The following is a 26437-nucleotide window of genomic DNA, read 5'->3' as shown; positions in this document are numbered from 1 at the left end:
GGTAGAAATCCTTTATGCAAAGTCTAATAAAGAGGTGTGAAGGGGTGTTAATTGTTTATATAATTGTTCAATTTATATAATAGACCTATTTTCAAATATTGCTTTAAATTTTTCTTTTGGGTTTTATTTAAATCTAAAGTTCTACAAACCAATTCTCCATCTATAAGAATATAATGAATAAAATAAAATCCATTTTTTGTAATATTTTTAGAACACCAATCATGTACTTCTTCAAATTGGGATATTCTGTTTTCATTTGAATAATATTTAAGATTATCTCCTTTTACCTTAACTCCAATTATATCTGTTTCAAATATGAATTTATAAGAAAACCCACAATCTTCTATAAATATATTATTGCCAATCTTGCAACAATTAAAATTATTTAGATAATATTTATTCCTACATTTATCTTTAAGTGAAAGTTCAAAAGTGCTTAACTTTTTCTCTTTATAATCACCGAATGGTTTATTTCTATTGTAATTATAATAGGGAAATTCATAGCTACATTTATCTTTAAAGATATTTACATTTTTATTACTATCTATGCGCAATTCAAAATTATAATTTAAAAAAGCATTTTTCTTCTTCTCTTTATTCTCTTTAATTAATTGTTCTATTGGAGTGTTTAATATTACATCCTTTGTTTTTTGTAGATAAGATTTTATCATATCATTTTCTATATTTGAAATTTTTTTCTCAATATCTACTTCATCTAGGACTGATTTAATTTCTTCAATTTCTCTTTTTTCATATTCCTGTTTTTGCTTTTCTTTTAGAGCCTTTTCCTTTTTTTCTTGCTCGGTTTTATTTTTTATTGGATATATTCTTATAAATTTATTTGGTATTTGTGGCATATATCCTTTTTCGTCTGTTTTCATATTATAAAAATTCACACTAAAGGATAGGTCGTTATTATAAGTTGCTTCATAATTATAACCTTGATTATTAAGATATATATCCAATTTATTCTTAGATTTAACTAAGCATTTTCCTATATAAACTAACTCACTTATAGCTTCAATAGCATCACCAATATAAACATACTGTTCATTCAATTCATCATAACCTTTTAAAGCTATAGTTAAAATAAATCCAGTAGATTTTTTACTAGAAGAAGATAAATCATTGATATTGATAATAAAACAATTTTCATTTTTCAATTTATGTTTGGAAAATCTTAAAATATCATCAACTTCTAATACCATATTATTGGTATATTGATTAATAACACCATATTTTTCATAAGTATAAGTTGAATCTTGACTAAATACATTAAAGCATAATGAAATAGTGAATAATATCAATAATAGTTTCTTCATAACATACATAAAATTAAAATTATACATAATAGGGTTCAAATATAATAATTATAGACAATACAAAGATGTTAAATTAATAAAAAACGATTTGCATAAAATTTATGCAGCTACAATATCCAAATAAGTTATCTTAAAATAGGAGTTACGTAATAGTAATTTGAATTTACTCGAATCCTTTATTTTTCTTGTATTGTATCTAAAGGTAAATTCATTAGCATATAATTGTAGATGCTTTTTGCTTATATGGTGATAGATACCTATAATACCTCTTTTGAATATAGACCAAAATCCTTCAATTGTATTGGTATAAATTCTTCCGTCAACATATTTACCTTTACCATGGTCTACACTATAATGATAAAACATCTTATCTACTGCATTATATCCTAACCATTCATCTGTATATAATACAGTATAGTCTCTTTTTACAAATTCTAATATTTTGGGAGTCAATTCTTTTTGAGATGTATTTTCTACAACTCGAGTGATAGCATCTCCTTTTCTTTGCAACATTCCAAAAACAGGAGTTTTATCTTTAAAGCTTCTACCTTGAGCGTTTTTTACCTTTTTATCCCAATGCCTATTTTTGTTTTTGCCACCGACAAAAGTTTCATCGCATTCAACTTCACCACTAAGCCTACCTCTATTTCTACAAATAAAATAAGTTCTTATCTTTTGTAATATATACCAAGCTGTTTTCTGAGTTATCTTCAAATCTCTTGACAACTGTAATGAAGATATACCTTTTTTATGAGCTAATACTAACCATATTGCCATGAACCATTTTCTTAGTGGTAATTTAGTACCATGAAATATTGTTCCTACTTTAACATTGAATATTTTCTGAGTATTCTTGCACATATACCTATGATTAGGTAAATAATAGACTTTCGATTTTTTATCAAATGGAGATTTGACTTTACCATTTCTCCAACGTAATTTTTCTAAGTAAACGATACAAGATTCTTCATCTGGAAAAGCTTCAAGTAATTCAATTAGAGAGTTAAATTTAGATACATCAATCATGTTTCCTCCTTTGCATTTTTATTATTAATATTTTATTTATAAATCAATAGATTTAAATATTATAATTAATTGATTATTAGATATTTAAATCTTAATAATGCAAAGGTATATAAGGGAAATGTGATTAATTGTCAAAGCTATTAAAGAGGAGTTAATAGGGGTTACTTATTTTTACTAAAATAATTGATTGCTTTTATAAATTTCTTATGTTTGCAAAATAAGAAGTTAGGAGGATTTTCACTTTCCAAAAATCACATTACACCACATCAATTAATAAATGTGCATTTTTATGAAAAGAAAATATATTGAGTACAAAATAGCTGAATATCCACAAATGACTGACAAAGGTTTAGCGTGGATAGTACTCTACAGAATAGAGTACATTGATTAATTTGTTTTTGCCCTCAAAATCCCCTAACTTCTTTTTTTAATTATATATCTATATAAAAACTTATTATACAATAAAAATATTTTATATTTTAACAAGGGTTAAGCTGTAAGATTGTATATAGTTACCTAAAAAAATATAATCCGTAATTGGGGTTATTATGTCAGTAATTCATCTACAAACGGTCTCTTTCTTTCATCGTATTTTTGTAATGTAGAAAGTAGACAATCAATTCTTTAATAATTAAAAATAAGAGATATGAAACGGATTTTATTATTAACAACTGTATTTATGATGATGCTTGGAACTAGTTTTTCTTCTGCACAGACAGATGCAGATAACTTTTATAAAAGTGATTTGGTAAGTGTGGAGAAAGTTTCTTTTTCCAACCAGTATAAAATGAAGGTAGCCGGAAATTTGTTTCTGCCTAAGAATATGAAAGAAGGGGACAAATACCCTGCAATCATTGTCGGACATCCAATGGGAGCTGTCAAGGAACAGAGCGCGAATCTTTACGCAACGAAAATGGCCGAACGGGGTTTTGTAACACTCTCCATAGACCTGTCTTTTTGGGGTGGGAGTGAAGGCGAGCCGCGCAATGCTGTTCTGCCGGAAGTTTATGCGGAAGACTTTAGTGCCGCAGTTGATTTTTTAGGTACCCGTCCGTTTGTTGACCGGAATCTAATTGGAGTAATCGGTATTTGCGGCAGTGGAAGTTTTGCTATCAGTGCAGCGAAAATAGACCCTCGCCTTAAAGCCATTGCGACAATCAGTATGTACAATATGGGTACGGCTAGCCGTAATGGGTTAAAACACTCATTGACATTGGAACAGAGAAAGCAAATAATGGCTGAAGCGGCAGAACAGCGTTATGCTGAATTTTTAGGTGGAGAAACTAAATATACAGGTGGTACTGTACATCAACTGACAGAAAAGTCCAGTCCGATTGAACGGGAGTTCTATGAGTTCTACCGTACACAAAGAGGAGAATTTACCCCCGACGGAGCAACTCCTATGACCACCACTCATCCTACACTTTCAAGTAATGTGAAATTTATGAATTTCTATCCTTTCGAAGATATTGAGACTATTTCACCTCGCCCTATGCTTTTCATCACCGGTGAAAATGCCCACTCACGTGAATTTAGTGAAGACGCTTACCGATTGGCCGCCGAACCTAAAGAACTGTATATAGTACCCGGTGCCGGACACGTAGATCTTTACGATCGTGTGAGCCTTATTCCATTTAATAAACTGGAATCTTTCTTTAAGGAATATCTAAAGAAATAAGTTTTAATACTATAAATATGAGATACTATATAATAGCAATTCTTACTATGCTGACATTATCGGTCGGTTCCGCATCATGTAGCGAAGATGAACCTATACAGGGAACAGGTCAACAAGTGACTCCGGGTAATGGTTCGGGTTCCGGTGATAATGGCAGTAACAATAATGGCAATAATCCCGATGATAATGACGACAATAACGATGATACCCCAGTGAGCAATAATCTTAAAATAACAATCGGACCTGTTTCATTCAATGCCACATTGGAAAATAATGAGACAGCGAAAGCATTTAAGAGACTACTCCCTATGACAGTGGATATGTCCGAACTGCATGGTAATGAAAAATATTATTATCTGTCGAATGGTTTGCCGACAGCGTCGTCCAATCCCGGGACTATTCGGACAGGTGACTTGATGCTTTACGGTTCCACTTGTGTGGTCCTATTTTATGAAACCTTTTCCACTTCATATACTTATACCCGTTTAGGACGTATAACAAATCCTTCAGGACTGGCCTCCACCCTTGGTTCAGGAGGCGTAAATGTAACTTTTGAAATAACAGATTAAAGAATAAACTAATGGAACAAATAAGAAATAAAGAATATGGAGGCGAACGTCCTCTGTTCGCGACCCACGACCTTCAACTGGAAGATGTAACAATTCACGCCGGTGAATCTGCATTGAAAGAATGTAGTAATATTATAGCAATCAACTGTCGCTTTGAAGGAAAATATCCTTTTTGGCATACCAACGGATTCATTGTGAAAAACTGTCTCTTTACAGAGGGAGCCCGTGCTGCTCTATGGTACTCTCAAAGTCTGCAAATGGCAGATACCTTGGTAGAAGCACCGAAGATGTTCCGTGAAATGGACGGAATAAAACTCGAAAACGTGCAGTTGCCTAATGCTTTGGAAACGTTTTGGTATTGTCATAATATAGAGCTGAAGAACGTACAGATTGATAAAGCGGATTACCTTTTTATACACAGTGAGAATATTAAGATACAAAACTATGCCCAAAACGGGAACTATTCGTTCCAATATTGCAAGAATGTAGAAATCCATAATGCAGTTATCAACTCCAAAGATGCTTTCTGGAATACGGAAAATGTAACAGTCTATGATTCCGAGTTGAACGGAGAATATCTGGGATGGCATTCTAAAAACTTACGTTTGGTAAATTGCAGGATTTCGGGGACTCAACCGCTTTGCTACGCACATGATTTGGTGATGGAAAATTGTACGATGGCAGAAGATGCTGACCTTGCTTTTGAATACAGTAGTGTGAAGGCAACGATTAAAAGTCCCGTTCATAGCGTAAAAAATCCTCGTACGGGAAGTATTGTTGCCGAAAGTTTCGGAGCAATCATTTTGGACGAAAATATTAAATCACCAGCAAATTGCGAATTGAAACTTTGGGACGATCTAACCTGTTTTAATTGAAATATGAAGTATAATTTCGATGAAATTATTCCACGCAGAGGAACGAATTCTTATAAATGGGATTCGGCTGAAGATGCGGATGTATTGCCGATGTGGGTAGCTGATATGGATTTCCGTACGGCTCCCCCTGTCGTGGAGGCACTGAAGAAACGGGTGGAACATGGGATTTTCGGTTATGTACGTGTACCTGATGTATACTACGAGGCAGTTGTAAATTGGTTTGTTCGACGACATGCCTGGCGGATAGAAAAAGAGTGGATTATTTACACCACCGGTGTTGTGCCGGCAATATCTGCTGTTATTAAAGCGTTGACACTGCCCGGAGATAAAGTAATGGTGCAGACACCTGTATATAACTGTTTTTTCTCCTCTATCCGTAATAACGGATGCGAGATGATTGCCAATCCTTTGGTATATAGAAACAGGGGCTATCAGATTGACTTTGATGATTTGGAGCGGAAAGCTTCAGACCCGAAGGTCAAACTTCTGTTGTTATGTAATCCGCACAATCCTGCCGGAAGAGTGTGGAGCAAACAAGAGTTAAGGCGGATAGGTGAGATTTGTATTCGGAATAATGTGTTTGTGGTTGCTGATGAAATTCATTGTGAATTGGTTTTTCTGGGGCATGAATATACTCCTTTCGCTTCTATATCAGAAGAGTTTCTTATGAATTCGGTAACCTTTGTTTCGCCTAGCAAGGCTTTTAATCTGGCAGGGCTTCAGATAGCCAATATTATTTCTGCAGATGCAAATGTACGGGTGAGAATAGATAAAGCGATTAATATAAATGAGGTATGTGATGTGAATCCTTTCGGAGTGGAGGCGTTGATGGCTGCTTACAATGAGGGCGAAGAATGGCTGGAAGAACTTAAAATCTATTTGTTTGCGAATTACATCTATTTAAAAGGTTATTTTGATGAATATCTTCCGGAATTTCCCGTAATGATGTTGGAAGGTACATATCTGGTTTGGGTGGATTGCTCGGTCTTGAATCAAACGTCAGCAGAAATAGTAAAAGACTTGTTGAAGAAAGAAAAACTTTGGGTGAACGAAGGCAGTCTGTATGGAGAGACTGGTGAAGGGTTTATCCGTATCAATATTGCGTGTCCGCGACAGCGGTTGATAGAAGGATTAAACAGATTGAAGCGGGTACTGAAATCATAAATACGAATGAAAAGAAGTAGTTAGAAAAAAGAACGCTCAAACGGTAAATATGACATACTCCGTTTGAGCGTTTCTCTTATTAAGAAATCTTTTTGGAATGATGGGGGAGAAAACGATAAGTTATATCCTCCATTATTCCATTTTCTATGTGGTACAACCGCTGATTGGTCGTTTCAGATTTTAATCCTCCCAGAGACTCGATGTAAGGTCCCAACTTTATATATTGGAAATGAGATACATCAAAGTGCTCCGGCAGTTTGCTCTTCCCGGAGTACCATCCGACTTTTACCGGAGTGATGGTCTGCTTGTGTAAAAAAGCAGCTAGTTGTTCCACTTCTGCGGGTGAAGCATCACCGCCCATGAAACAGACACAGGTGATCGCTTTTCCATATTTACCGAGCAGGGTAGAGAGACTTTCTTCCGTCAACGGTTCTCCTACGTCCTCCATCAGATATGCACTGTGGCACCCTTTACAATGGTTGGGGCAGTTGGAGAGGTTGATGGCTAATGTCACCTCATCCGGTATCTCCTGAAAAACAATATCATAATCAGCGTACCGGAGCATAATATCTTAAATCGGCCTCCTTTTGCCGTGCTTGGGAGAAATTGCTGATACGCTTCATATATCCGATGACGCGGGTCAGATAATCCACATTCTCGCTGTGACATTCGGGACATTCATGCAAATACCGTTTGTCGATATGATGGCATTTGTTACATACTGTATTCGGAATATTGAATGTGAAGTAGTTGCAACCTTCGGTAGCGGCAACACGAAGCAACTGCCGGTATTGCTCTTTGCTAAGATGCTCTTCCAGATTCATGTGCAAAGCCGAACCACCCGTCAGATGCTCGATATAACGATGCCCGTGCAGGCGGAATTTATCGACAATGTTCAGCGATTTGTCTTCTACAATATAGAAATAGCTGTTGTAACATTCGCGGTAAGTCTGGAATCCGGCTTCCTTGTCCCATTTCGCGTGTTTCACACCCACATTTTCGGCAGGAATCATTTCGCAGTTGAAAAGTACTTCTTTGGTACGATATTTCTTATTGTATTTCTCAATCATGCCGAGAATCTCCTGCACAAAAGCCACGTATTTCGGATTGTCGTTGATGTCGATTCCCATAAATTGGGCTGCTTCCACCAGTCCGTTCACGCCGATAGTCAGATATTGGCGGCTCATATTGATATAACCCGCATCAAACAAAGGTAACATACCCTTTGCCTGCAATAATTTCAGGTTCTCATTATAGGCAAGCTGTACTTTGTGAACCAAGTCTACTACTTCTTCCAGGAAGAAAGGGTAGAGAATACCTGATTTTACAGCATGCTGTATACAACGGTTCAGATTGATGGTCAACACGCTCTTCGAACCGGTAGAGACTCCTCCGGCTCCCAATGTATAGCTAAAGCCATTGTCCTGTATTTCATTACGCAGACGGCAGCAGCTACTCAAAGAGTCGGCATTGTCACTCATATAGGTGAAGAATGAATGTCCTTCGGCATACATTTCAGCGGTGAAGTCGCCATATTCCTTATCCAGTACATCGCCGTCTTTGGTCAGGAGTGCCATTGTCTCTACAGGGAATGTCAGAACGGTGCGTGTACGCTCCTCATTAAACCATTTCATAAAACGCTTCTGCAACCAGCTAAGCGAACCCCAGTCGGGTTTGCTTCCGTCGGGGAAAACAAAGTGCTCGAAAAGGCTATTGAAATAATACTTGTCATAATAAGCCACATTCCAGAAAACTGCTTGGAAATTGCGGGCACCCGTAGGCTGGTTGATGGAATATACGATTTGCTCGAAACAGTCTGTGATGATTTTATCGATCGATCTTTGTTTCAGAGACAAGTCTGCCAGTTTATCAGGGTGTTTATAATAGTCCTGTCCGTATTCCAAACCTATGAAATAGTTCATGTACATCAGGAATTCAGGAGTGGCACATGCGCCGCTTAGCATACTGGATACGATAAATACCATGTTGATAAATCCTCCGCAGAAGGATTTCAGATTGGTCGGGGCGGTAGAATTGCCTCCTACTGCTGTTGTTCCTGCTATCAGCCAGGGATACATAGTAATACTGGCACAGTAGTTTGCCAGATTGGTTTCATCATTTTTGTAGATGAAGTGATGATTCAGGAGTTCCAAATAACGGTCGGAAGCCTCTTTACCATACATATCCCTCAAACGGTCTGTCAGCAGGCGGCGGTTGAGGCGGATGAAATTGGATTTGGGCAGTTCTCCTATCAGCGTGGCGATATTCTTGTTTTCCACATTGGCGTTGGCATCGTACTTGCTACCGCTGGCAGGGTTGGAAGCATCGCAATAATCCATGAGGAATTTAAGTTTGTCTCTGACTTCACGGTCTTCCAAATGTTTTTGACGATACAGCATATACGCTTTGGCCACGCTGTAATAATGTTCTGCCATCAAGGCGACTTCCACCTGGTTTTGGATTTCCTCTACGTTTGTTCCGTCACTGATACTGACACGGCTTAACACATTGGTTATCACATCTTGCGTAGCAAAACTACCTACTGATAAAAATGCCTTGGATATGGCATTTTTGATTTTGTCGAGGGAAAAAGCTTCTTTTTTTCCGTCTCTTTTGATAATGAATATCTCCGAACTAATCATACCTATATTTTAAGAATTAACAAAATAGATTTAGTGCCTACATAGTTATTCATGCACGACAATTTCTGGAGACTTGTAATAAAATGGACCTGTACGATTCGTTCTATTGCCTTTCACCCGAAAGCCTGGAATAACGGAAATTTTATCGGCAGGTCTTCTGACTTGTTTTTGTTGTGGCGCCTTCCCGATCCGTTTCATGAATCAGTGGCAAATGAATGCCATAACATTTCTCTTTTTTATGAGAGAGATAAAACTTACAGCTACGGGGATAGTTCCGGATTTTCACTGGATTCCCTTTTAATTCCGTCTGGTGATAATGCCATTCCGGAAACCGATGTTGGCGGCAAAGTTAGAAATTAAATCAAGATTCCAATTGAAAAGGAAGAAAAATATCCGCTCTTTATCAGAACGATATATGGCATTAACAACCTGATAACTTTCCGTTTATGTTCTATTCTTCGTATTTTAGTAGAGTCCGGTTTATGTATTTCCTGCCTGATGGATGAATGAAAGTGTAGAATAATGAAACAAGATGCATAATGGTTAGCGATGTTGGGATCCCTTTCTCTTCAGGGAATGAGGCGTTTGCATTGATGTTTCCATATTTTAGATTTTTCGAAAGCATAATAGATGTTAATAGGGCTCATGGCTTGCGAACTAATTTTTGATATGATATGTTGTTTAAAGTGAATAACGAATTAAAAAATGAACTAGAAAGTTAGACATGAACAAACAATACATTTCTAATGATTTAGCAGATAAAACATTACATTTAAAACTTATGAATATGAGAAAATCTATTATTTTATTAGCTTTTATATTGGGTGGCTTTACAGTAGCAAATGCCCAATCAGTTGTAGAAGGTACCAAACTTACAGATAATTGGTCTGTCGGAGTAAATGCCGGTGGAGTTACTCCCCTTACTCACAGTGCTTTCTTTAAAGGTATGCGTCCCACTTTTGGAGTGGGAGTCTCAAAGCAATTAACTCCTATCTTCGGTTTGGGATTCCAAGGAATGGGATATATCAATACCACATCCAGTAAAACGGCTTTCGATGCTTCGGATGTCAGCGTATTGGGTAAAGTCAATTTGATGAATCTATTTGCAAGTTACACGGGCGAACCTCGTTTGTTTGAAGTGGAAGCTGTGGCCGGAATGGGTTGGTTACATTATTATGTGAATGGCGATGGCGATCAGAACTCCTGGTCTACGCGTTTGGGATTGAATTTCAATTTCAACTTGGGTGAAAGTAAAGCATGGACATTAGGAATCAAACCTGCCATTGTGTATGATATGCAAGGTACTTACCCTGAAACAAAGAGCCGTTTCAATGCTAATAACGCAGGTTTTGAGTTGACAGCCGGATTGACATATCACTTTAAGACAAGTAACGGAACACATCATTTTGCCAAAGTGAGAGTATATAATCAAGCCGAAATTGACGGACTGAACTCTTCAATCAATGCACTTCGTGCAGATGTAAACAACAAAGATGGTGAGATCAGCAATGCAAACCAACGTATCAACGGATTGCAGGAAGAACTTGAAGCATGCCGCACAAAAGTGGTTCCGGTGGAGACTGTAGTGAAAACCGCCCGTGTACCCGAATCTATCATTACTTTCAGACAAGGTAAATCGTCAGTTGACGCTTCACAACTTCCTAATGTGGAACGTGTAGCTTCTTACCTGAAGAAATATGCTGATTCTAAAGTGGTTATTAAGGGATACGCTTCTCCGGAAGGTAGTGTTGAAGTGAATGCCAGAATTGCCGCAGCACGTGCAGAAGCTGTAAAAACGATCTTGGTCAACAAGTATAAAATCAGTGCATCTCGTATCACTGCTGAAGGTCAGGGTGTAGGCGATATGTTTACTGAACCGGATTGGAACCGTGTAAGTATATGTACTATTGAAGATTAAACTGATATATTACAGAAATAGAATAACAAAGGCTGCCCCAAAAGGCAGCCTTTGTTGCATATCTTGGGTTGTATTTTTGAATACTCTGAAAGTTTAGTAAACAGATTTCTTTGTACATTACATAAAATGGTTATTTTTGCAGGTATTGTTCATGCGCGTTCTGTGTTGAGTGTGCAAATATCAACCATTAAAAACTGTATTATGAAGAGAGTATTCGTTTTTCAAGATTTTAAATCGCAGAAATTCTGGAGCATAGAGGTAGTCGGAACAGATATTACTGTAAATTATGGTAAGTTGGGGACCGACGGACAAACACAAGTGAAAAACTACGCAACGACTGAAGAAGCTGAAAAAGCAGCCAGCAAACTGATTGCGGAAAAGACCAAAAAAGGGTATGTAGAAACTGCTGAAGAAACTGCACGTGAAATGAAAGTGGAAGCCAAGAAATATACTTTGAGTTATGATGAGTATGAAAACAATGTGAATCTTCTGGATAAGATATTGAAAGATAAACATCTCTCTGAATATAAACAAATAACAATCGGTTGTTGGGATTATGAGGGTGGCGACTGTTCTGCCTTATTACAGGGAATGATTGAAAATAAGGAGAAGTTCGCACAAATAGAAGGCTTGTTCTGGGGAGATATTGAGCAGGAAGAACAGGAGATTTCATGGATTGAACAAGCTGATATTAGTCCGCTGCTCGATGCCATGCCTAAATTGAAAGATCTGAAAATCAAAGGAACCAATAATCTGCGTTTGGGAAAGACTTCACGGCCGGAGTTGCGGTCACTCGAAATTATCAGTGGTGGCCTGCCTACCGAAGTGGTAGAAGATATTCTTGGTTCTGATTTCCCCAATCTGGAAAAACTGATTCTATATGTTGGTGTGGAAGATTATGGATTTGAAGCTGATATTGAGATATTCCGTCCGTTGTTCTCCAAAGAACGTTTCCCGAAGCTGACTTATCTGGGGATCGTCAACTCTGAAGAACAGGACAAGATTGTAGAAATGTTCCTGGAGTCGGATATTCTTCCCCAACTTGAAACAATGGATGTTTCGGCTGGTACTCTCAAAGATGAAGGTGCCCAATTATTGCTGGATAATATGGATAAGATCGCTCATTTGAAGTTTATCAATATGCGCTATAATTATTTGAGCAAGGAGATGAAGAAACAGTTGCAGAGTCTCCCTATGAAAATAGATATTGCTGAAACTGAAGAGGCAGATGAATATGATGGTGAATTGTGGTATTACCCGATGATTACAGAATAGGAGATGCAGATAATCGTTGTCAGCAACTCTCTGTCCAAACGTATAGAATACTTTATTGAAGCAGGCAAACACTTGCAGGTGGAAGTTCGTTTTATGACTTACGGGGAACTTTTTAACTGCTTGCCGCAACTACGGCAGGCAGTTATCAAACTGGAACCTTGTGTAAGCGATGAAACGAATTTCCTGAAATATGCGCTGTTGAATCAGGCATATAAGGAGACACTGCAACGTTTAGGCGAGATGAGGCTATCTGATGACGTGTGCTTTTTGAATACTCCCCATGCTTTATTACGTGCTCTTGATAAAAAGGAAACTAAACAAGTGTTGATGGACAGAGGGTTGAAAGTGACTCCGATGTTACCTTCTCCCCGTTCTTTTGATGAGTTGAGAGAGCTTCTTGCCGATTGCGGTAGAGGATGCTTTTTGAAACCCCGTTACGGTTCGGGGGCGGGAGGTATTATGGCTGTTCGCTATCAACCCAACCGGAATAAATGGGTAGTCTATACTACCTTGCAACAAGTGGATGGAGTCATTCATAACACTAAACGTATCAACCGTTTGAGTACGGAAAAAGAGATGATCCCGTTGGCGGAAGCTGTGATGCAAACAGAAGCTATTTTAGAAGAATGGATTCCTAAAGAGCAGTTGCAGGGAGAGAATTATGATCTTCGTGTAGTGTGCCGGGAATCTGAAATTGATTATATCGTTGTGAGATGCAGTAAAGGAAGCATAACCAATCTGCATCTGAACAATAAGGCACATTGGTGGAACGAATTGTCTTTGCCGGAAGTAGTGCGGCAACAAATCTATTTTCAGTGTCAGGAAGCGGTTCAATCTTTGGATTTGCAATATGCCGGAGTGGATGTACTGATAGAGAGAGGAACAGATATTCCTTATATAATAGAAGTCAACGGACAGGGAGATCATGTGTATCAGGATATGTTTGCTCATAATTCTATTTATATTCAACAGATAAAAAACATAAAAAAGAGATATAACCATGCAAATAGATGAACTGCCGGCTGGCGAACAGACCCAAAATCCGGATCTGGATATGAATCAGGTGGTGGGTACTCATGATATATTGATGCTTTGCTTTGATACCTTGCGTTATGATGTCAGCAAGGAGGAAGAAGAGGCAGGAAGAACACCGGTACTGAACAGTCACGGAGGAGAATGGGAAAAAAGACATGCGCCGGGAAATTTTACTTACCCGTCTCATTTTGCCATCTTTGCAGGATTTCTGCCTTCTCCGGCGGAACCTCATTCGCTACGCAGCCGTAAGTGGTTGTTTTTCCCTGTGCAAGCTGGTACGGGACGTATTCCGCCTGCGGGAAGTTATCCGTTTACGGAAGCAACTTTTGTGCAAAGCCTTGCCAATGTAGGCTATGAAACGATTTGTATAGGAGGGGTGAACTTCTTCAGCAAGCGTAATGAACTGGGGCGTGTGTTTCCCGGTTACTTTACTAAAAGTTATTGGCTGCCGACCTTTGGATGCACGGCACCCGATAGTACTGAAAAACAAATTGATTTTGCATTGAAGAAACTCGAAAACTATCCGGAGGACAAACGGATTTTTATGTATATCAATTTTTCTGCTATTCATTATCCGAACTGTCATTATGTGGAAGGCAAAATGAAGGATGATAAGGAATCACACGCTGCCGCGCTGCAATATGTCGACAGTCAGCTACCCCGTTTATTTCAGGCCTTTCAGAAGCGGGGAAATACGCTGGTGATTGCTCTTTCCGATCATGGCACTTGCTATGGAGAGGATGGATATGAATATCATTGCATATCTCACGAAACGGTTTATACAGTCCCTTACAAACACTTTATTTTAACGAAAAAATGAATCAACCGCTACCACGATATGTAGACTATATGTATAGTTATCCACATAAAACTGCTTATCGTTCTTTTCCGTCCCCGGTTTCGCTGGTTCCTTACCTGAAACAGGTGGAAGGACAGAAAGCATCGCTTTATTTCCATATTCCTTTTTGTAGTCATAAATGTGGATATTGCAACCTGTTTTCTCTGCAAACAAATCGTGCGGATTATATCGCAACTTATTTGGAAACTCTTCACAAGCAGGCGCAACAGTTGTCTCCACTCACTACCGGACTGGCATTTGATAGTTTCGCCATTGGAGGAGGCACACCGTTGCTCCTCACTGTTCCTCAACTGGAATACCTATTGGATACGGCTGCCTTATTCGGAGTGCATCCTTCACATACCTTTACTTCCGTAGAAACATCGCCGGAATATGCCGATCCTACCCGTTTGGACTTGTTGAAGCAAGCAGGAGTAGCTCGTGTGAGTATTGGCGTACAGAGTTTCCTTGACGAAGAATTAACAGCTTTGAAAAGACGTCCCCGGCGAGACATGATTAATCAGGCGCTGGAGGCTATTCGGAAGAGACAATTCCCGTTTTTTAATATTGATTTGATTTACGGAATCAGAGGACAAACTGTGGCCAGCTTTCTTTATTCATTGGAACAGGCTCTTCTGTTTCAGCCTAACGAACTCTTTATCTATCCGCTATATGTACGACCGGGAACGGCTATCACGGAGCGGGAATCCGACGATGTCTGTTTTCAGATGTATTGTGCCGCTTGTGATTTGTTGAAAGACAGAGGTTTTCTACAAACGTCGATGCGACGTTTTATTCATCATCCGTCTACTGATGCGGAAATCTCATGTGGGGATGAAGTGATGCTGTCGTGTGGCTCCGGCGGACGCAGTTACCTGGGTAATTTGCATTATGCCACCCGGTATACTGTTTGCCAGCGTTGTATTGCCGGAGAGATAGATGATTATATGGGCACTACTGATTTTACAGTGGCTCGTAATGGATTTATTCTTTCTCAGGAAGAACGGCGACAACGTTTCATCATTAAAAATCTGATGTATTATATGGGGCTTGATAAGGCCGAATATAAGCGTCGCTTTGGAGAATCACCGGATAATGTGATGTTGTTTCGACAGTTAGCTGAACGGCAATGGATAGAAAATACGGATAACGGTCGTATTTGTCTGACTTCCGACGGAATGGCATACTCCGATTATATTGGTCAGTTGTTCATTACTCCTGAAATAAGAGAACTGATGGAAACTTATTCTTATTGAACGAAATAGAAATGGAAAACGAAAGCTCTTTACTTTCCTTCAGGCATATATATTATCGCGGCAAATTGAATAGCTGCAACTATACCTGTTCTTATTGTCCTTTCGGCAAGAAGTCGCATCTGGCAGATACGACACAGGATGAACAGGCATGGAATCGTTTTATAGCAGCTATTGAACAATGGAAAGGGGAGCCGTTGCAGTTATTTATTATTCCTTACGGTGAAGTATTGATCCATCGTTATTATCGGAAAGGAATGGTGCATTTGGCGGCATTGCCACAGGTGGCCGGAATTTCCTGTCAGACTAACCTTTCTTTTCCGGCTAAACACTGGCTTGATGAGATTCGTGTGGCTCCCACTGTGATAAGTAAGATAAGGCTTTGGGCTAGTTTTCATCCTGAGATGACTTCGGTAGAGAAATTTGCGCATCAGATTCATATACTCCATCATGCGGGAATACAGGTATGTGTCGGAGCGGTAGGAAATCCCTCTGCAAAGGCCGTACTCAATGATTTACGGAATGCTCTTTTGCCGGATATTTATTTATTCATTAATGCTATGCAAGGGTTAAGGGCACCATTAAGTCAGGAAGATATTCAGTTTTTCAGTCAACTGGATAATCTTTTTGAGTATGACTTGAAGAATGCTCCGGTACAATGGGAAGTTTGCGCAGGAGGAAGGGATAATTGTTTTATCGATTGGAAAGGGGATATGTATGCTTGTCCCCGAAGCCGGGTGAAGATAGGTAATTTTTATCAAGGTGATGGAGCTGTTGTGCCGTTATCTTGCAAGAGGAAGGTTTGTGACTGTTATATTGCATTTAGTAACCTGAACAATCACCCTTTACATCGAATAATGGGAGAAGGGGCATTCTGGCGAATACCGGACAAGCCACTTATTACGACTGTTTTCTTCGATGTGGATGGAACACTGACTGATTCACAGGGAAAAGTTCCAGAAAGTTATGCTAACGCTTTGCGATATATGGCACAGTCCGTTTCCTTATATCTTGCCACTTCTCTGTCGATGGAGCAGGCGAAGAAAAAGCTGGGAAAGGCTCTTTTTGATTTATTCAGGGGAGGAGTGTTTGCAGATGGAGGTTTATTATCTTATTCGCGGCAGATTAAGTGTTTGCCGGTGAAAGTATATCCGGAGGTATATGGAGAATCGTCAAAAGTTACTATTCATAGTTATGAAGGAGTGGTTTACAAGTATAGTATATTGGTACGTGATAAAGAACAGAGAGAATCTATTCTTACCCGGTTGAAAGAAAATCCCTGCCAGGTCTTTCATAAAGCTCCGCTGATAACAGTCATTCATCCTGAAGCGAGTAAAAAAGAGGGGATGCTTCAGTTATGTAAGGCTTTGGGTTTAGCTTCTGAACACACTTTAGTTGTAGGAAATTCGTTAAAGGACTGGCCGATGATGTCCGTGGTTTCTCATTCTTGTGCCGTAATGAATGCGGAACCCTTATTAAAAGAATGCGCACGTTATACGCTGAATCCGGATCGGTTGGCAGCTTTCTTTCGTTTTTCTAACGGAGATCCTATAGACCAAACCTCGTCTGATAATAGTTGATATATAGCTAGTTACATCTTCATAAGAAAATAAAAACCGGTTAAAATTTGGTAATTATGAAAACAAAGCCCATATTTGCAGCCCTGAAATAGGGACAGGCATAAAAATCCTCATCGGAGGGTGCTATAATAATAATTATAGTGCTGGATAAGATGAATGGTGCAAATCATTCGCTTGTCCGGCACTTTTTTTTGTTGTAACAAAATAAGATAAAGAGGAAAAGTATCGAAGAAACTATGAAAGAGTTAGATTTGACACAAGGAAGCGTACCGAAGGTATTGTTGCAGTTTGCAGTACCTTTTCTGATTGCCAATGTGCTCCAGGCACTTTATGGCGGAGCTGACCTTTTCGTTGTCGGACAATATGATGATTCGGCAAGTGTGGCAGCCGTAGCTATTGGTAGTCAGGTGATGCAGACAATTACAGGTATTATTCTGGGTATTACTACCGGGACAACAGTGCTGATTGCTATTGCTACCGGAGCTAAAGACAATCGAAAAGTAGCTTTTACTATCGGGTCTTCCGTATGGTTGTTTTCAATAACCGGCGTAGTGCTAACTTTGGTCATGGTGCTTTTTCATAGTCGGATAGCAGAACTGATGCATACTCCTGTCGAAGCGATGGTAGATACGAAAAACTATATTTTGGTATGCTCTCTGGGTATTCTGTTTATAGTAGGATATAATGTTGTATGTGGTATTTTGCGTGGATTGGGTGATTCTAAAACACCACTTTATTTTGTTGGGCTGGCATGTGTGATAAATATAGTGCTCGATTTTATATTGGTCGGTTATTTCCATTGGGGGGCTACGGGAGCGGCTATCGCTACTGTAACTGCACAAGGAGTCAGCTTTGGAATAGCGCTCTGGTTCTTATACCGGCACGGATTCCATTTTGACTTTTCACGGAAAGATATTCGATTGAACCGGAATCTGTCTAAAAAGATCTTGGTGTTGGGAGCACCTATTGCTTTGCAGGATGCTTTAATCAATGTTTCTTTTCTGATTATCACTGTCATTGTCAATCAGATGGGAGTCATTGCATCTGCTTCCCTGGGTGTTGTTGAGAAAATCATCGTGTTTGCTATGCTGCCTCCGATGGCTATATCATCGGCTGTGGCAACCATGACTGCACAGAACTATGGAGCGGGACTTATCAAGAGAATGAATAAATGTCTGGCTTCGGGGATTGGGATTGCTCTTGTTTTCGGTGTGTCGGTTTGCGTGTATTCGCAATTCCTGCCGGAGACTCTTACTGCTTTCTTTACGAAAGATGCTGCTGTGGTGGCAATGGCGGCAGATTATTTGCGAGGGTATAGCATCGACTGCATCGTGGTTAGTTTCGTGTTCTGCATTAATTCTTATTTCAGCGGACAAGGAAACTCGTTATTCCCGATGATTCACAGTCTGATAGCCACTTTCCTGTTCCGTATACCGTTGTCATACTGGTTCAGCCAGATAGATAGCTCGTCGCTGTTTATCATGGGATTTGCTCCACCCATTTCAACGGTCGTTTCATTATTGATCTGTATCTGGTATTTACGATATACCCAAAGGAAATTATATTTGAGAGGCACAATGATGCCTGCTATGTCGAATTAGGTGTTTTTAAGTGACATATATTAACTAAAATCTATTTTGTATGGAAGCTTATTTGAAGAAACTCTGTTTTGAGTATCAGGTGGATGAAAGAGAAGTGAAAGAGCTGTTGGCTCGAATGGAAATGGTGTATCTGGATAAAGGAGAAACGATTGCTTCTGCCACATTGCCAGAACAGAGCTTGTACATTATTGTTTCCGGTATTTTGCATACATATACCACTCATGAAGGAGAAGAGAGAACCAATCGGTTTTTCTCTGCGGGTGATGCTGTGTTATGCTATAATTCAAGTCAGTATTCTATCAAGACACTGACGAAATGTGCTGCTTATTACATCAGTGAAGAGGAGATTGAAGAGTTGTGTGCATCTTCAATTTCATTTGCGAATCTGGTCCGTCAACTGATGGAGTATCAGTTTTACTTTAAAGAGGAAGAGGATATGAATGCCCGCAAGCTGACAGTAAGGGAAAGGTACCTCTCTTTATTGGCGGAAATTCCGGATATTCTGTACAGGGTGCCATTGAAGCACATTAATCATTACTTGGGGGCAGATGTGACCAGTTTGGGATATCTGGCCGGAAGTTCTAAATAGGAAATATAACCTAGACATATTTTTCTATGTATTCCTTATCAGATGGTTCATGGCTTATTCAATCGAATCGAATTTGAAAAGTCTTTGGATTATTTGGTAAGGAATACTATTTTTGTATTCTGAATGAAAAACTCAATACCTCGATATACTTTTTATAAGCATAAGTATGGGAGTGAACTTTTGGTCGATGTAGTAGAACTGAAGTATGTGAAGAAGTTCCTGGCTAAAAGTGCTGTCCACACTCTAAATTATTATGATATTACTTTTATAACAGAAGGTAAGGGAGCTTTTTCAGTCGATAACCAAACCTATGAAGCAATTCCTCGTGACGTTCTTTTCTCTAAACCGGGGGAAATCCGGAACTGGGATACTCATCATATCACCAATGGGTATGCTCTGATTTTCGAAGAAGAATTTTTGTCTTTCCTCTTTAAAGATTCTTTGTTTGTACAGCATCTTTCGTTTTTTCAGATAGAAAGTTCTTCATCGCTACTACATTTGTCTGATGAGCTTTATACACGCATACTTGAAACCTTGCATGATATAAAGATGGAGATTGATTCGTATCAACAGGGCGATGTACACGTTTTGAGAGCATTGCTTTATGAAGTCCTGATGTTGCTGGACCGTGCTTACCTTAAAATGACTTCGATAGAGGAGGGCAGAAGTAGGGAAGTTTCCAATAATCATGTAAGTAAATTCATGAATTTGGTTGCTACACATGCAAAAGAGCAACATTCGGTTCAATATTATGCGGATAAGCTCTGCATTACTCCTAATTATCTGAATGAGATGATAACCTCGACCATGGGAATCAGCGCAAAACAATATATTCAGAGCAAGGTGATGGAAGAGGCTAAGAGGCTGCTTGTTTATACGGACTTTCCTATAGCTGATATTGCATTTGAACTCTGTTTTTCAACGGTTTCTTATTTTATCCGTAGCTTCCGGCAGCATACGGGAGAAACTCCGTTATTGTATCGTAAAGTACACAAACCGTAAAAAGTGCTATTTCTACCTTTCTTTTTATTGCATTGCTTTCCTGGCATTTCTCTACTTTCGCATCAGATAATAAACCAATAATAAAAAGTAAAATGATGAGAGACGCGGAAAAAACAGTAGGCAACATGATTGATAAGCTGAAAACAGCTTTTATCGGTTCGATAGACGGTGAAGGATTTCCTACCATCAAAGCAATGCTGCAACCCAGAAAAAGAAAGGGGATAAAAACTATTTATCTGACAACAAATACTTCGTCCATGCGTGTGGCGCAATACCGTGAGAACAACCATGCGTGTATCTACTTCTGTGATACGAGATTCTTTAGAGGTGTCATGCTACGCGGTACGATGGATGTCTTGACGGATAGTGCCAGTAAAGAGATGATCTGGCAGGAGGGAGATACCATGTATTATCCGGAGGGAGTGACGGATCCCGATTACTGTGTATTGAAGTTTACTGCTATTTCAGGACGTTTCTATAGTAATTTTAAATCGGAAGATTTTGTGGTCGAATAAGGTGCAAGATGGGGTGATTGGAATGGTAATAACGGAGTGTGTCAAAACGCAGATTAACGCAAATTATCGCAGAAATAATTTTATAAGTCGTTGATTAATATATCAATATAATTGGAATAATCTGCGATAATTTGCGTTAATCTGCGTTTTATTATTCATTATGACACACCTCCTTATATAGTATCTATACTATTCCTCATAACACAATAAGTTCTGCAATTGGTTGATGATGTTTTGTTTCCATTCTTGCAGGAAGTCAGCAAAAGCGGCTTCATCTTCCAAGAATAAAGATACTATCAGGTTCTTGGCAAGAAATGGATAGCTCAATAGGCTGTAGACAGTCAGAAATACAATATGTATCGGAACCTTTTTAAGTTTACCGTCTTCCATTGCTGTCAGTATACTGTCTTTCACTTGGGATAAAGCATCTCCGAACTGAAGTTCTTTTGCAGTGGCAAGCAAGTGGTTTACATCACGCTGTATTTCTCCGCAAATGAATCTGGGAAGACAGGGATTACTTGTGAAAAGCTCAATATACTCATCCAGAATCATGCTTAGTCGCTCCATAAATGGGATATCCTGTTTTACTATATCCTGTATTTTCGGCATTAAAGACATGACTATCGAGCCGAACACGGCTTTGAACATCTTATCTTTGGTTCTGAAATAATAATGTAAAGTGGGCCGGTTGATTCCTACCGTTGCAGCAATATCACTCATGCTGGTCTCCACAAATCCTTTTTCTATAAAAAGTTGTTGGGCAGTTTTTATTATTTGCTGCTCTAAATCGCTATGTTCCGTTGTAGCCATAATTTTAGTTGTTTATGTTGTCAATAAAAAGTAATAATCTGTTTGTTATGTTCACATCGCTGACGCTACTGTCAAAGTCTAAAGATAGTATATTCATTTGAGGGCACAGCGATTTTATACGTTTTTCTATTCCTTTTTCTACAATGTGATTGGCAATGCATCCGAAAGGTTGCAAGCTAATGACATGATTGACTCCTTGGGAAGCAAAGGATAGTATTTCACCGGATATCAGCCAACCCTCTCCAAACTGGGTGCCCGGGGAGATGACTTGTTTAGCTTTTTCTGCCTTTTCAAAGATTGATTCGAACGGCGTGAAGTAATTGAAATTTTTGCCGATTTCATTCACTTTATTAATCTGCTTCTGGACTTTCTTGTATAACCAGTCGATAACAAAGTCGGGAGTGAGTTTTCGCTGCAAGTGTTGGTTCTGTCTCACTTTCAGGTTGACAAATCCCTGCATGAAGAAATCACTTATCAGTGGCGGAATCACTTCGATCTTCTGGTTGATGAGCCATGAGGTGACGTCCTTTTGAGCAAAAGGGTTGAACTTCAGGAATATTTCTCCAACAATACCTACTTTGTGACAGGATCTCTGTTCACAGATTTTGTTGAAGTCTCTGGCAGCGAGATATAAGTAACTCAACAAGTCCTCCGGTTTATTTTTCTGGATGATGGGCTGTGCTGTATCCAGATAAAGATCGCGCAGACGGGCGGCCTGTCCCCGTTCTTTCTCACGAACGACGGCTGCATAATAGAATTTAGCGATACAATCACTGTATAACACAGACGCAAGTATGATTGGCAAAACCTTGAGCCAGTTTACTTTAAAACCGGATTGCTCATTTTCAATACCACTGCCGAAAGCAAGTGATACCACCGGTGTATTGGTGTATCCATTCTCAATCAATGCCTTTTTTATCAGTGAAATATAGTTGCTGGCACGACATTGTCCACCGGTTTGTGTGATGGCAACGCACGTATTGGCAGGATCATAACGTCCGCTTTTAAAGGCTTTTACTATGTCGCCGACAATCAATGTTGCCGGATAACATACCTCATTATTGGAGTATTTCAATCCCCAGTCGCAAGATGCGGTGTCGCTCAACGGTAACGTTTCCATTTCATATCCGGCCACTTTCATGATGGATGGAATGAGTGGTGAAATGAAAGGCGTAAAGAATGGAGCGAGGATTTTCTTCTTTTTGTCTTTCTTGGTGAAAGGAGCAGTTGAAACAAATGGCTCGGGATCTTTCGCTTGAGAATGTTTCAAACTGAAATTCAAGCTTTCCACCAACGAGCGGACTCGTAATTTGATGGAGCCGATATTATTAACATCGTCTATCTTGAGCAAAGTAAGATTCTTGCCGTATCGTTTCAGCAAGTTACGTACTTCATCTATAAGGAAAGCATCCGGACCGCAGCCAAAAGAAGTCATCTGCATATATTGTATGTCACCCTCTTGCATTGCCGCCCACTTGGTTGCTTTCAGAATACGGTTGGTAAATGCCCATTGAGAGAGGTAATGAGTCTTTTCCAATGAAATCTCCTGCTGGCGGACAATATCATCAGTTATCACATAAACTCCCATCGCAGCAATCATGTCCGAAACCTTGTGCTGTATCAGTGGATCGCTATGGTAAGGGCGTCCGGCGAGTAAGATAATCAGTTTGTGTTTTTCCCGTCCCTCGTTCAGAACTTCCTGATTATAGGCAGCAATTTTTTCTTCGAAAGCATATTGTTCCTGTAATGCGCGTGAGAAGGCATTTTTGCATACCTCATCCCTGATACCCAAAGATTTCAGATATTCATAGCATTGTTTATACAGCAATGCTTCATCTTTGAAGGTGATAGTCGGAGCATCTATCGGTATATTCTCTTCCTGTACACTTTTGATGACTTCCGAATAACCGGAAACGATGGGGCAATTATAGCTGTTTTGCTGTTGCTTATCCTTTTTCTCGAAAACAACGAACGGCATAAATATCCGGTTGACGTTTTGCAGTGTCAGGTTACGGATATGACTGTGCACAAGTTTGGCAGGGAAGCAGATGTTATCAGACATCACCATGCCGGCAGCAGTCTCGTATTTGCTGAATGTAGAGGGGGCCGACAACTGTACCTGAATGCCGCAAGCAGTAAATAAGGTATGCCAGAAAGGGTATTCCTCATACATATTCAGAATACGTGGAATGCCTATGGTAAATAGGGGTTGTGGAATGTCTGCGCTCCGGTCGAATAATAATTCCAGCTTTTTATCATACGTATTGATGCCTTTGTCCGCATGGCTTCCTTTATTGGAAAATACCTTTTCACATCGGTTGCCGGAGAAGTAATGGTTGTCATTGTTGAACGTATATCGCATAATGGCGCACTGGTTCTCGCACCCCCGGCATTGAAGTTGCTTGGAAGTATATTGCGCCCATTGGAGCATCTCGTTCAGCTCCGTCACCCGGGCATTTTCGATTTGTTTGGCATATAGGGCACAACCAAGAGCACCCATCAATTCAGGACAGTTACTGCGGAAGGTTTGTTTCCCGGTCAGCTTTTCCAGACTTCGTACGATGGAATCATTACGCATGGTTCCTCCCTGCACGACAATATGGTCGCCAAGTATCTCCGTGTCTTTTAATTGCAGAACCTTATACAGGCAGTTTTTAACAACGGAATAAGATAATCCGGCAGCTATATCCGCTACGGACGCTCCTTCCCGAAGTACCTGTTTTACTTTGGAGTTCATGAAGACTGTGCAACGTGTACCCAGATCACATGGTGCTTGCGAAAAACAAGCTGCTTTGGCAAAGTCCTCCACACTGTAATCCAGCGATTGCGCAAATGTGCTGATAAAAGAACCGCAACCGGAGGAACAGGCTTCATTGATTTCGATTCTGTTGATTACTCCGTCGTTCACAAAGATGGCTTTCATATCCTGCCCTCCAATATCCAGGATAAAAGAAACTTCTTTGCTGATATGTTTGGCAGCAGCATAATGAGCGATGGTTTCAATGATTCCCGCATCCATGTGGAAAGCCGCTTTTATCAGATCTTCTCCGTAACCGGTAGAACATCCTCCTTTTATGCGCAGGGTAGTTCCTCGTCTCCGGCATTCTTCATATAGTTTCTGCAAGCCGTTCTCTACTGTTTTTATAGGGTTTCCGTTGTTGTCGTGATAATAGGAGTAAAGGATACGATGATTGTTGTCGAGTACTACGATTTTGGTGGTAGTAGAGCCGGAGTCTATGCCGATAGTTGCTTCCTGTAATCCGGGACGCAGACTGGCATATTGAATTTTATACTGGTCTTTTTCTTTTTTCCATGACCGATATTCTTCCTCACTGTCGAATATAGGAGAAAGATCACTCTGGAAAGGTGAGGTAACACTTAGTTTGTTTTCTATTACCTGTATCAGGTTGGAGAGATGAATACTTTCTTCATTGTTCTCTGCCAATGCTGCTCCCCAGGCAGGGATCAGATTTCCTTTTTCCGGTAATATGAAATCTGTATCTTGTGACAGATTCAGATAGTTGGCAAATGCTTTTCGAAGGGCCGGAATAAAAGTCAATGGGCCACCGCAGAGTAATACCGGAGCTACGATATTGCAACCGCGTGCAAGTGTGACAGTGGTCTGTACGGCTACTGCATGGAAAATGGAAGCTGCTATATTTTCTTTAGATATATTTTTGGCTATCAGATTCTGTATGTCCGTTTTGCAGAATACTCCGCAGCGTGAAGCGATAGAGTATACCTGATTGGAACGAAGTGCTAGTTCATTCAATTCGTCGATGGAGACTCCAAGCAGAATAGCCATCTGGTCAATGAAAGCCCCGGTTCCGCCGGCGCAATTTCCATTCATGCGCAGGTCTGTAGCCTGTCCGTCCTGAAAGAAAACAACTTTCGCATCTTCTCCTCCAATATCGATCATAGTGGCTGTGTGCGGATGCTCCCGGCACACATAGTTTGTTGCAGCTACAACCTCTTGCACAAACGGCAGAGAGCATTTCTCTGAAATTCCCATTCCAACAGAGCCCGTAATGTGGAAAGATAAAGGAATATCACCCAACTGTTCCTTTATTTGATAAAGAAATCCGAGTAAACATTCTTGTATTTTTGCCTGATGCCTTTTGTATCCGGAAAACAAGACTGTAGTTCCATCTTTATCCAATACTACCATCTTAGTGGTAGTAGAGCCTATATCTAAACCCACTTTATATACATTCATATACCAAATATCTTAAATTAGACCTCGTGTTTGACATCTGTGTCAGACGCAAATGTATGTAAAAATATGGTAGATACGGCAAATCGTAATTGAAGTTTTTGATTTAATTAACGAATTGGGAAAAAAGAAAGATGGAATGTGAGGGAGGAAAACGATCGTGTAAAAAAAGACGTAAATGAATAATTGTGTATTTATATTACTTGTTGGGTTGTAGTAGATCTTTTATGGTGAATCTTAGAAATCTTGTTTACTCTATTTTTGACAAAAGGTAACGTGGCTTTTAATAAACCCGGATTCTGTTTATAATAAACTTTTTGATAGTTTTAGTAAAACGGTATTCGAGTTTATTATAAACTATTGTAGAACAGTTCTAGGATCAGACGAGAGATTTTAAGCTGAATTATAAACAAAATGAGGTTGTGTCAAAACGTTGGCACAACCTCTTTTATATTTTACAGTTCTGCTATATTTTCTTTTGGCTATGCTGCTTTTTCCTCATGCATTTGGCAACAAGTTGCTATATTCCAAT

General features: G+C 39.4%; 20 protein-coding genes and 1 riboswitch. Of the genes, 14 read left to right on the top strand and 6 right to left on the bottom strand.

Translation table 11 applies throughout. The annotated features are described in order from the left end of the window. Positions 1–47 precede the first annotated feature (47 nt). Together N5O98_RS16525 and N5O98_RS16520 are read right to left on the bottom strand one after the other, a co-directional pair. On the bottom strand, positions 48–1322 hold the full coding sequence (locus tag N5O98_RS16525; RefSeq protein ID WP_229119332.1) for a hypothetical protein: 1275 nt from the start codon (positions 1320–1322) through the stop codon (positions 48–50). 99 nt (positions 1323–1421) lie between these two features. Next, a complete protein-coding gene (locus N5O98_RS16520) occupies positions 1422–2348 on the bottom strand; it encodes an IS1595 family transposase (RefSeq protein ID WP_082431397.1) in 927 nt (308 codons plus the stop codon). Between the two features lie 646 nt (positions 2349–2994). On the opposite strand from N5O98_RS16520, the gene N5O98_RS16515 reads away from it, so the two are divergent. From N5O98_RS16515 to N5O98_RS16500, 4 genes are read left to right on the top strand one after another with little or no spacing between them, the layout of a single operon-like run. Then, positions 2995–4026: an alpha/beta hydrolase gene (locus N5O98_RS16515; RefSeq protein ID WP_004326669.1), complete on the top strand. Its 1032-nt coding sequence runs from the start codon at positions 2995–2997 to the stop codon at positions 4024–4026. A gap of 17 nt (positions 4027–4043) precedes the next feature. Beyond that, positions 4044–4595 carry a cyclophilin-like fold protein gene (locus N5O98_RS16510; protein ID WP_249363212.1) on the top strand — a complete coding sequence of 184 codons (552 nt, stop codon included), beginning with the start codon at positions 4044–4046 and terminating at the stop codon, positions 4593–4595. Positions 4596–4606: 11 nt separating this feature from the next. Beyond that, positions 4607–5470 (top strand): DUF3737 family protein, encoded by an 864-nt coding sequence (locus tag N5O98_RS16505; protein WP_022199478.1) that lies wholly within the window; start codon positions 4607–4609, stop codon positions 5468–5470. Between the two features lie 3 nt (positions 5471–5473). Beyond that, positions 5474–6634 (top strand): MalY/PatB family protein, encoded by a 1161-nt coding sequence (locus tag N5O98_RS16500; RefSeq protein ID WP_004304046.1) that lies wholly within the window; start codon positions 5474–5476, stop codon positions 6632–6634. A gap of 79 nt (positions 6635–6713) precedes the next feature. On the opposite strand, the gene nrdG is transcribed toward N5O98_RS16500, so the two are convergent. Continuing rightward, positions 6714–7199: an anaerobic ribonucleoside-triphosphate reductase activating protein gene (gene nrdG / locus N5O98_RS16495; RefSeq protein ID WP_004297064.1), complete on the bottom strand. Its 486-nt coding sequence runs from the start codon at positions 7197–7199 to the stop codon at positions 6714–6716. Continuing rightward, positions 7183–9276: an anaerobic ribonucleoside-triphosphate reductase gene (gene nrdD, locus N5O98_RS16490; RefSeq protein ID WP_004309703.1), complete on the bottom strand. Its 2094-nt coding sequence runs from the start codon at positions 9274–9276 to the stop codon at positions 7183–7185. Before nrdD ends, nrdG begins: the two co-directional genes overlap by 17 nt. Before the next feature lie 130 nt (positions 9277–9406). After that, positions 9407–9627: riboswitch (cobalamin riboswitch) on the bottom strand. Between the two features lie 430 nt (positions 9628–10057). Between nrdD and N5O98_RS16485 the strand changes: the two genes are divergently transcribed. From N5O98_RS16485 to N5O98_RS16440, 10 genes are all read left to right on the top strand, one after another. Beyond that, positions 10058–11194: an OmpA family protein gene (locus tag N5O98_RS16485; RefSeq protein ID WP_008774604.1), complete on the top strand. Its 1137-nt coding sequence runs from the start codon at positions 10058–10060 to the stop codon at positions 11192–11194. A gap of 201 nt (positions 11195–11395) precedes the next feature. Next, the gene (locus tag N5O98_RS16480) at positions 11396–12469 is read left to right on the top strand and encodes an STM4015 family protein (RefSeq protein WP_004304045.1); all 1074 of its coding nucleotides are present in this window, start codon (positions 11396–11398) and stop codon (positions 12467–12469) included. A 3-nt stretch (positions 12470–12472) separates the two neighbouring features. Next, positions 12473–13483, top strand: a complete 1011-nt coding sequence (locus N5O98_RS16475) for an STM4014 family protein (RefSeq protein WP_004309702.1) — start codon at positions 12473–12475, stop codon at positions 13481–13483. After that, entirely contained in the window at positions 13470–14324 is an 855-nt protein-coding gene (locus N5O98_RS16470) for an STM4013/SEN3800 family hydrolase (protein WP_004304043.1), read from the top strand. The genes N5O98_RS16475 and N5O98_RS16470 overlap by 14 nt, the downstream gene beginning before the upstream one ends. Beyond that, entirely contained in the window at positions 14321–15598 is a 1278-nt protein-coding gene (locus tag N5O98_RS16465) for an STM4012 family radical SAM protein (protein WP_022199476.1), read from the top strand. The genes N5O98_RS16470 and N5O98_RS16465 overlap by 4 nt, the downstream gene beginning before the upstream one ends. A gap of 11 nt (positions 15599–15609) precedes the next feature. After that, complete coding sequence (locus N5O98_RS16460; RefSeq protein WP_004309700.1) at positions 15610–17175, top strand: STM4011 family radical SAM protein; 1566 nt, start codon at positions 15610–15612, stop codon at positions 17173–17175. A gap of 236 nt (positions 17176–17411) precedes the next feature. Beyond that, positions 17412–18776, top strand: coding sequence for an MATE family efflux transporter (locus N5O98_RS16455; RefSeq protein ID WP_004304040.1), 1365 nt, complete (start codon positions 17412–17414; stop codon positions 18774–18776). Positions 18777–18816: 40 nt separating this feature from the next. Then, positions 18817–19365, top strand: a complete 549-nt coding sequence (locus tag N5O98_RS16450; RefSeq protein WP_004297054.1) for a Crp/Fnr family transcriptional regulator — start codon at positions 18817–18819, stop codon at positions 19363–19365. Positions 19366–19488: 123 nt separating this feature from the next. After that, positions 19489–20367, top strand: a complete 879-nt coding sequence (locus N5O98_RS16445) for a helix-turn-helix domain-containing protein (protein ID WP_008648609.1) — start codon at positions 19489–19491, stop codon at positions 20365–20367. Positions 20368–20459: 92 nt separating this feature from the next. Further along, on the top strand, positions 20460–20882 hold the full coding sequence (locus N5O98_RS16440; protein WP_004309698.1) for a pyridoxamine 5'-phosphate oxidase family protein: 423 nt from the start codon (positions 20460–20462) through the stop codon (positions 20880–20882). A 189-nt stretch (positions 20883–21071) separates the two neighbouring features. On the opposite strand, the gene N5O98_RS16435 is transcribed toward N5O98_RS16440, so the two are convergent. Beyond that, on the bottom strand, positions 21072–21692 hold the full coding sequence (locus N5O98_RS16435; RefSeq protein WP_004304037.1) for a TetR/AcrR family transcriptional regulator: 621 nt from the start codon (positions 21690–21692) through the stop codon (positions 21072–21074). Between the two features lie 4 nt (positions 21693–21696). Beyond that, the gene (locus N5O98_RS16430; RefSeq protein WP_004311436.1) at positions 21697–25908 is read right to left on the bottom strand and encodes an acyl-CoA dehydratase activase; all 4212 of its coding nucleotides are present in this window, start codon (positions 25906–25908) and stop codon (positions 21697–21699) included. Positions 25909–26437: the final 529 nt, after the last annotated feature.

Origin of the sequence: Bacteroides sp. LFL-34 (assembly GCF_027257075.1) — a bacterium.
GTDB classification, from domain to species: Bacteria; Bacteroidota; Bacteroidia; order Bacteroidales; family Bacteroidaceae; genus Bacteroides; species Bacteroides ovatus.
Note: the sequence above shows the minus strand (reverse complement) of the source record. Positions and strands in the feature narration are given on the sequence as shown.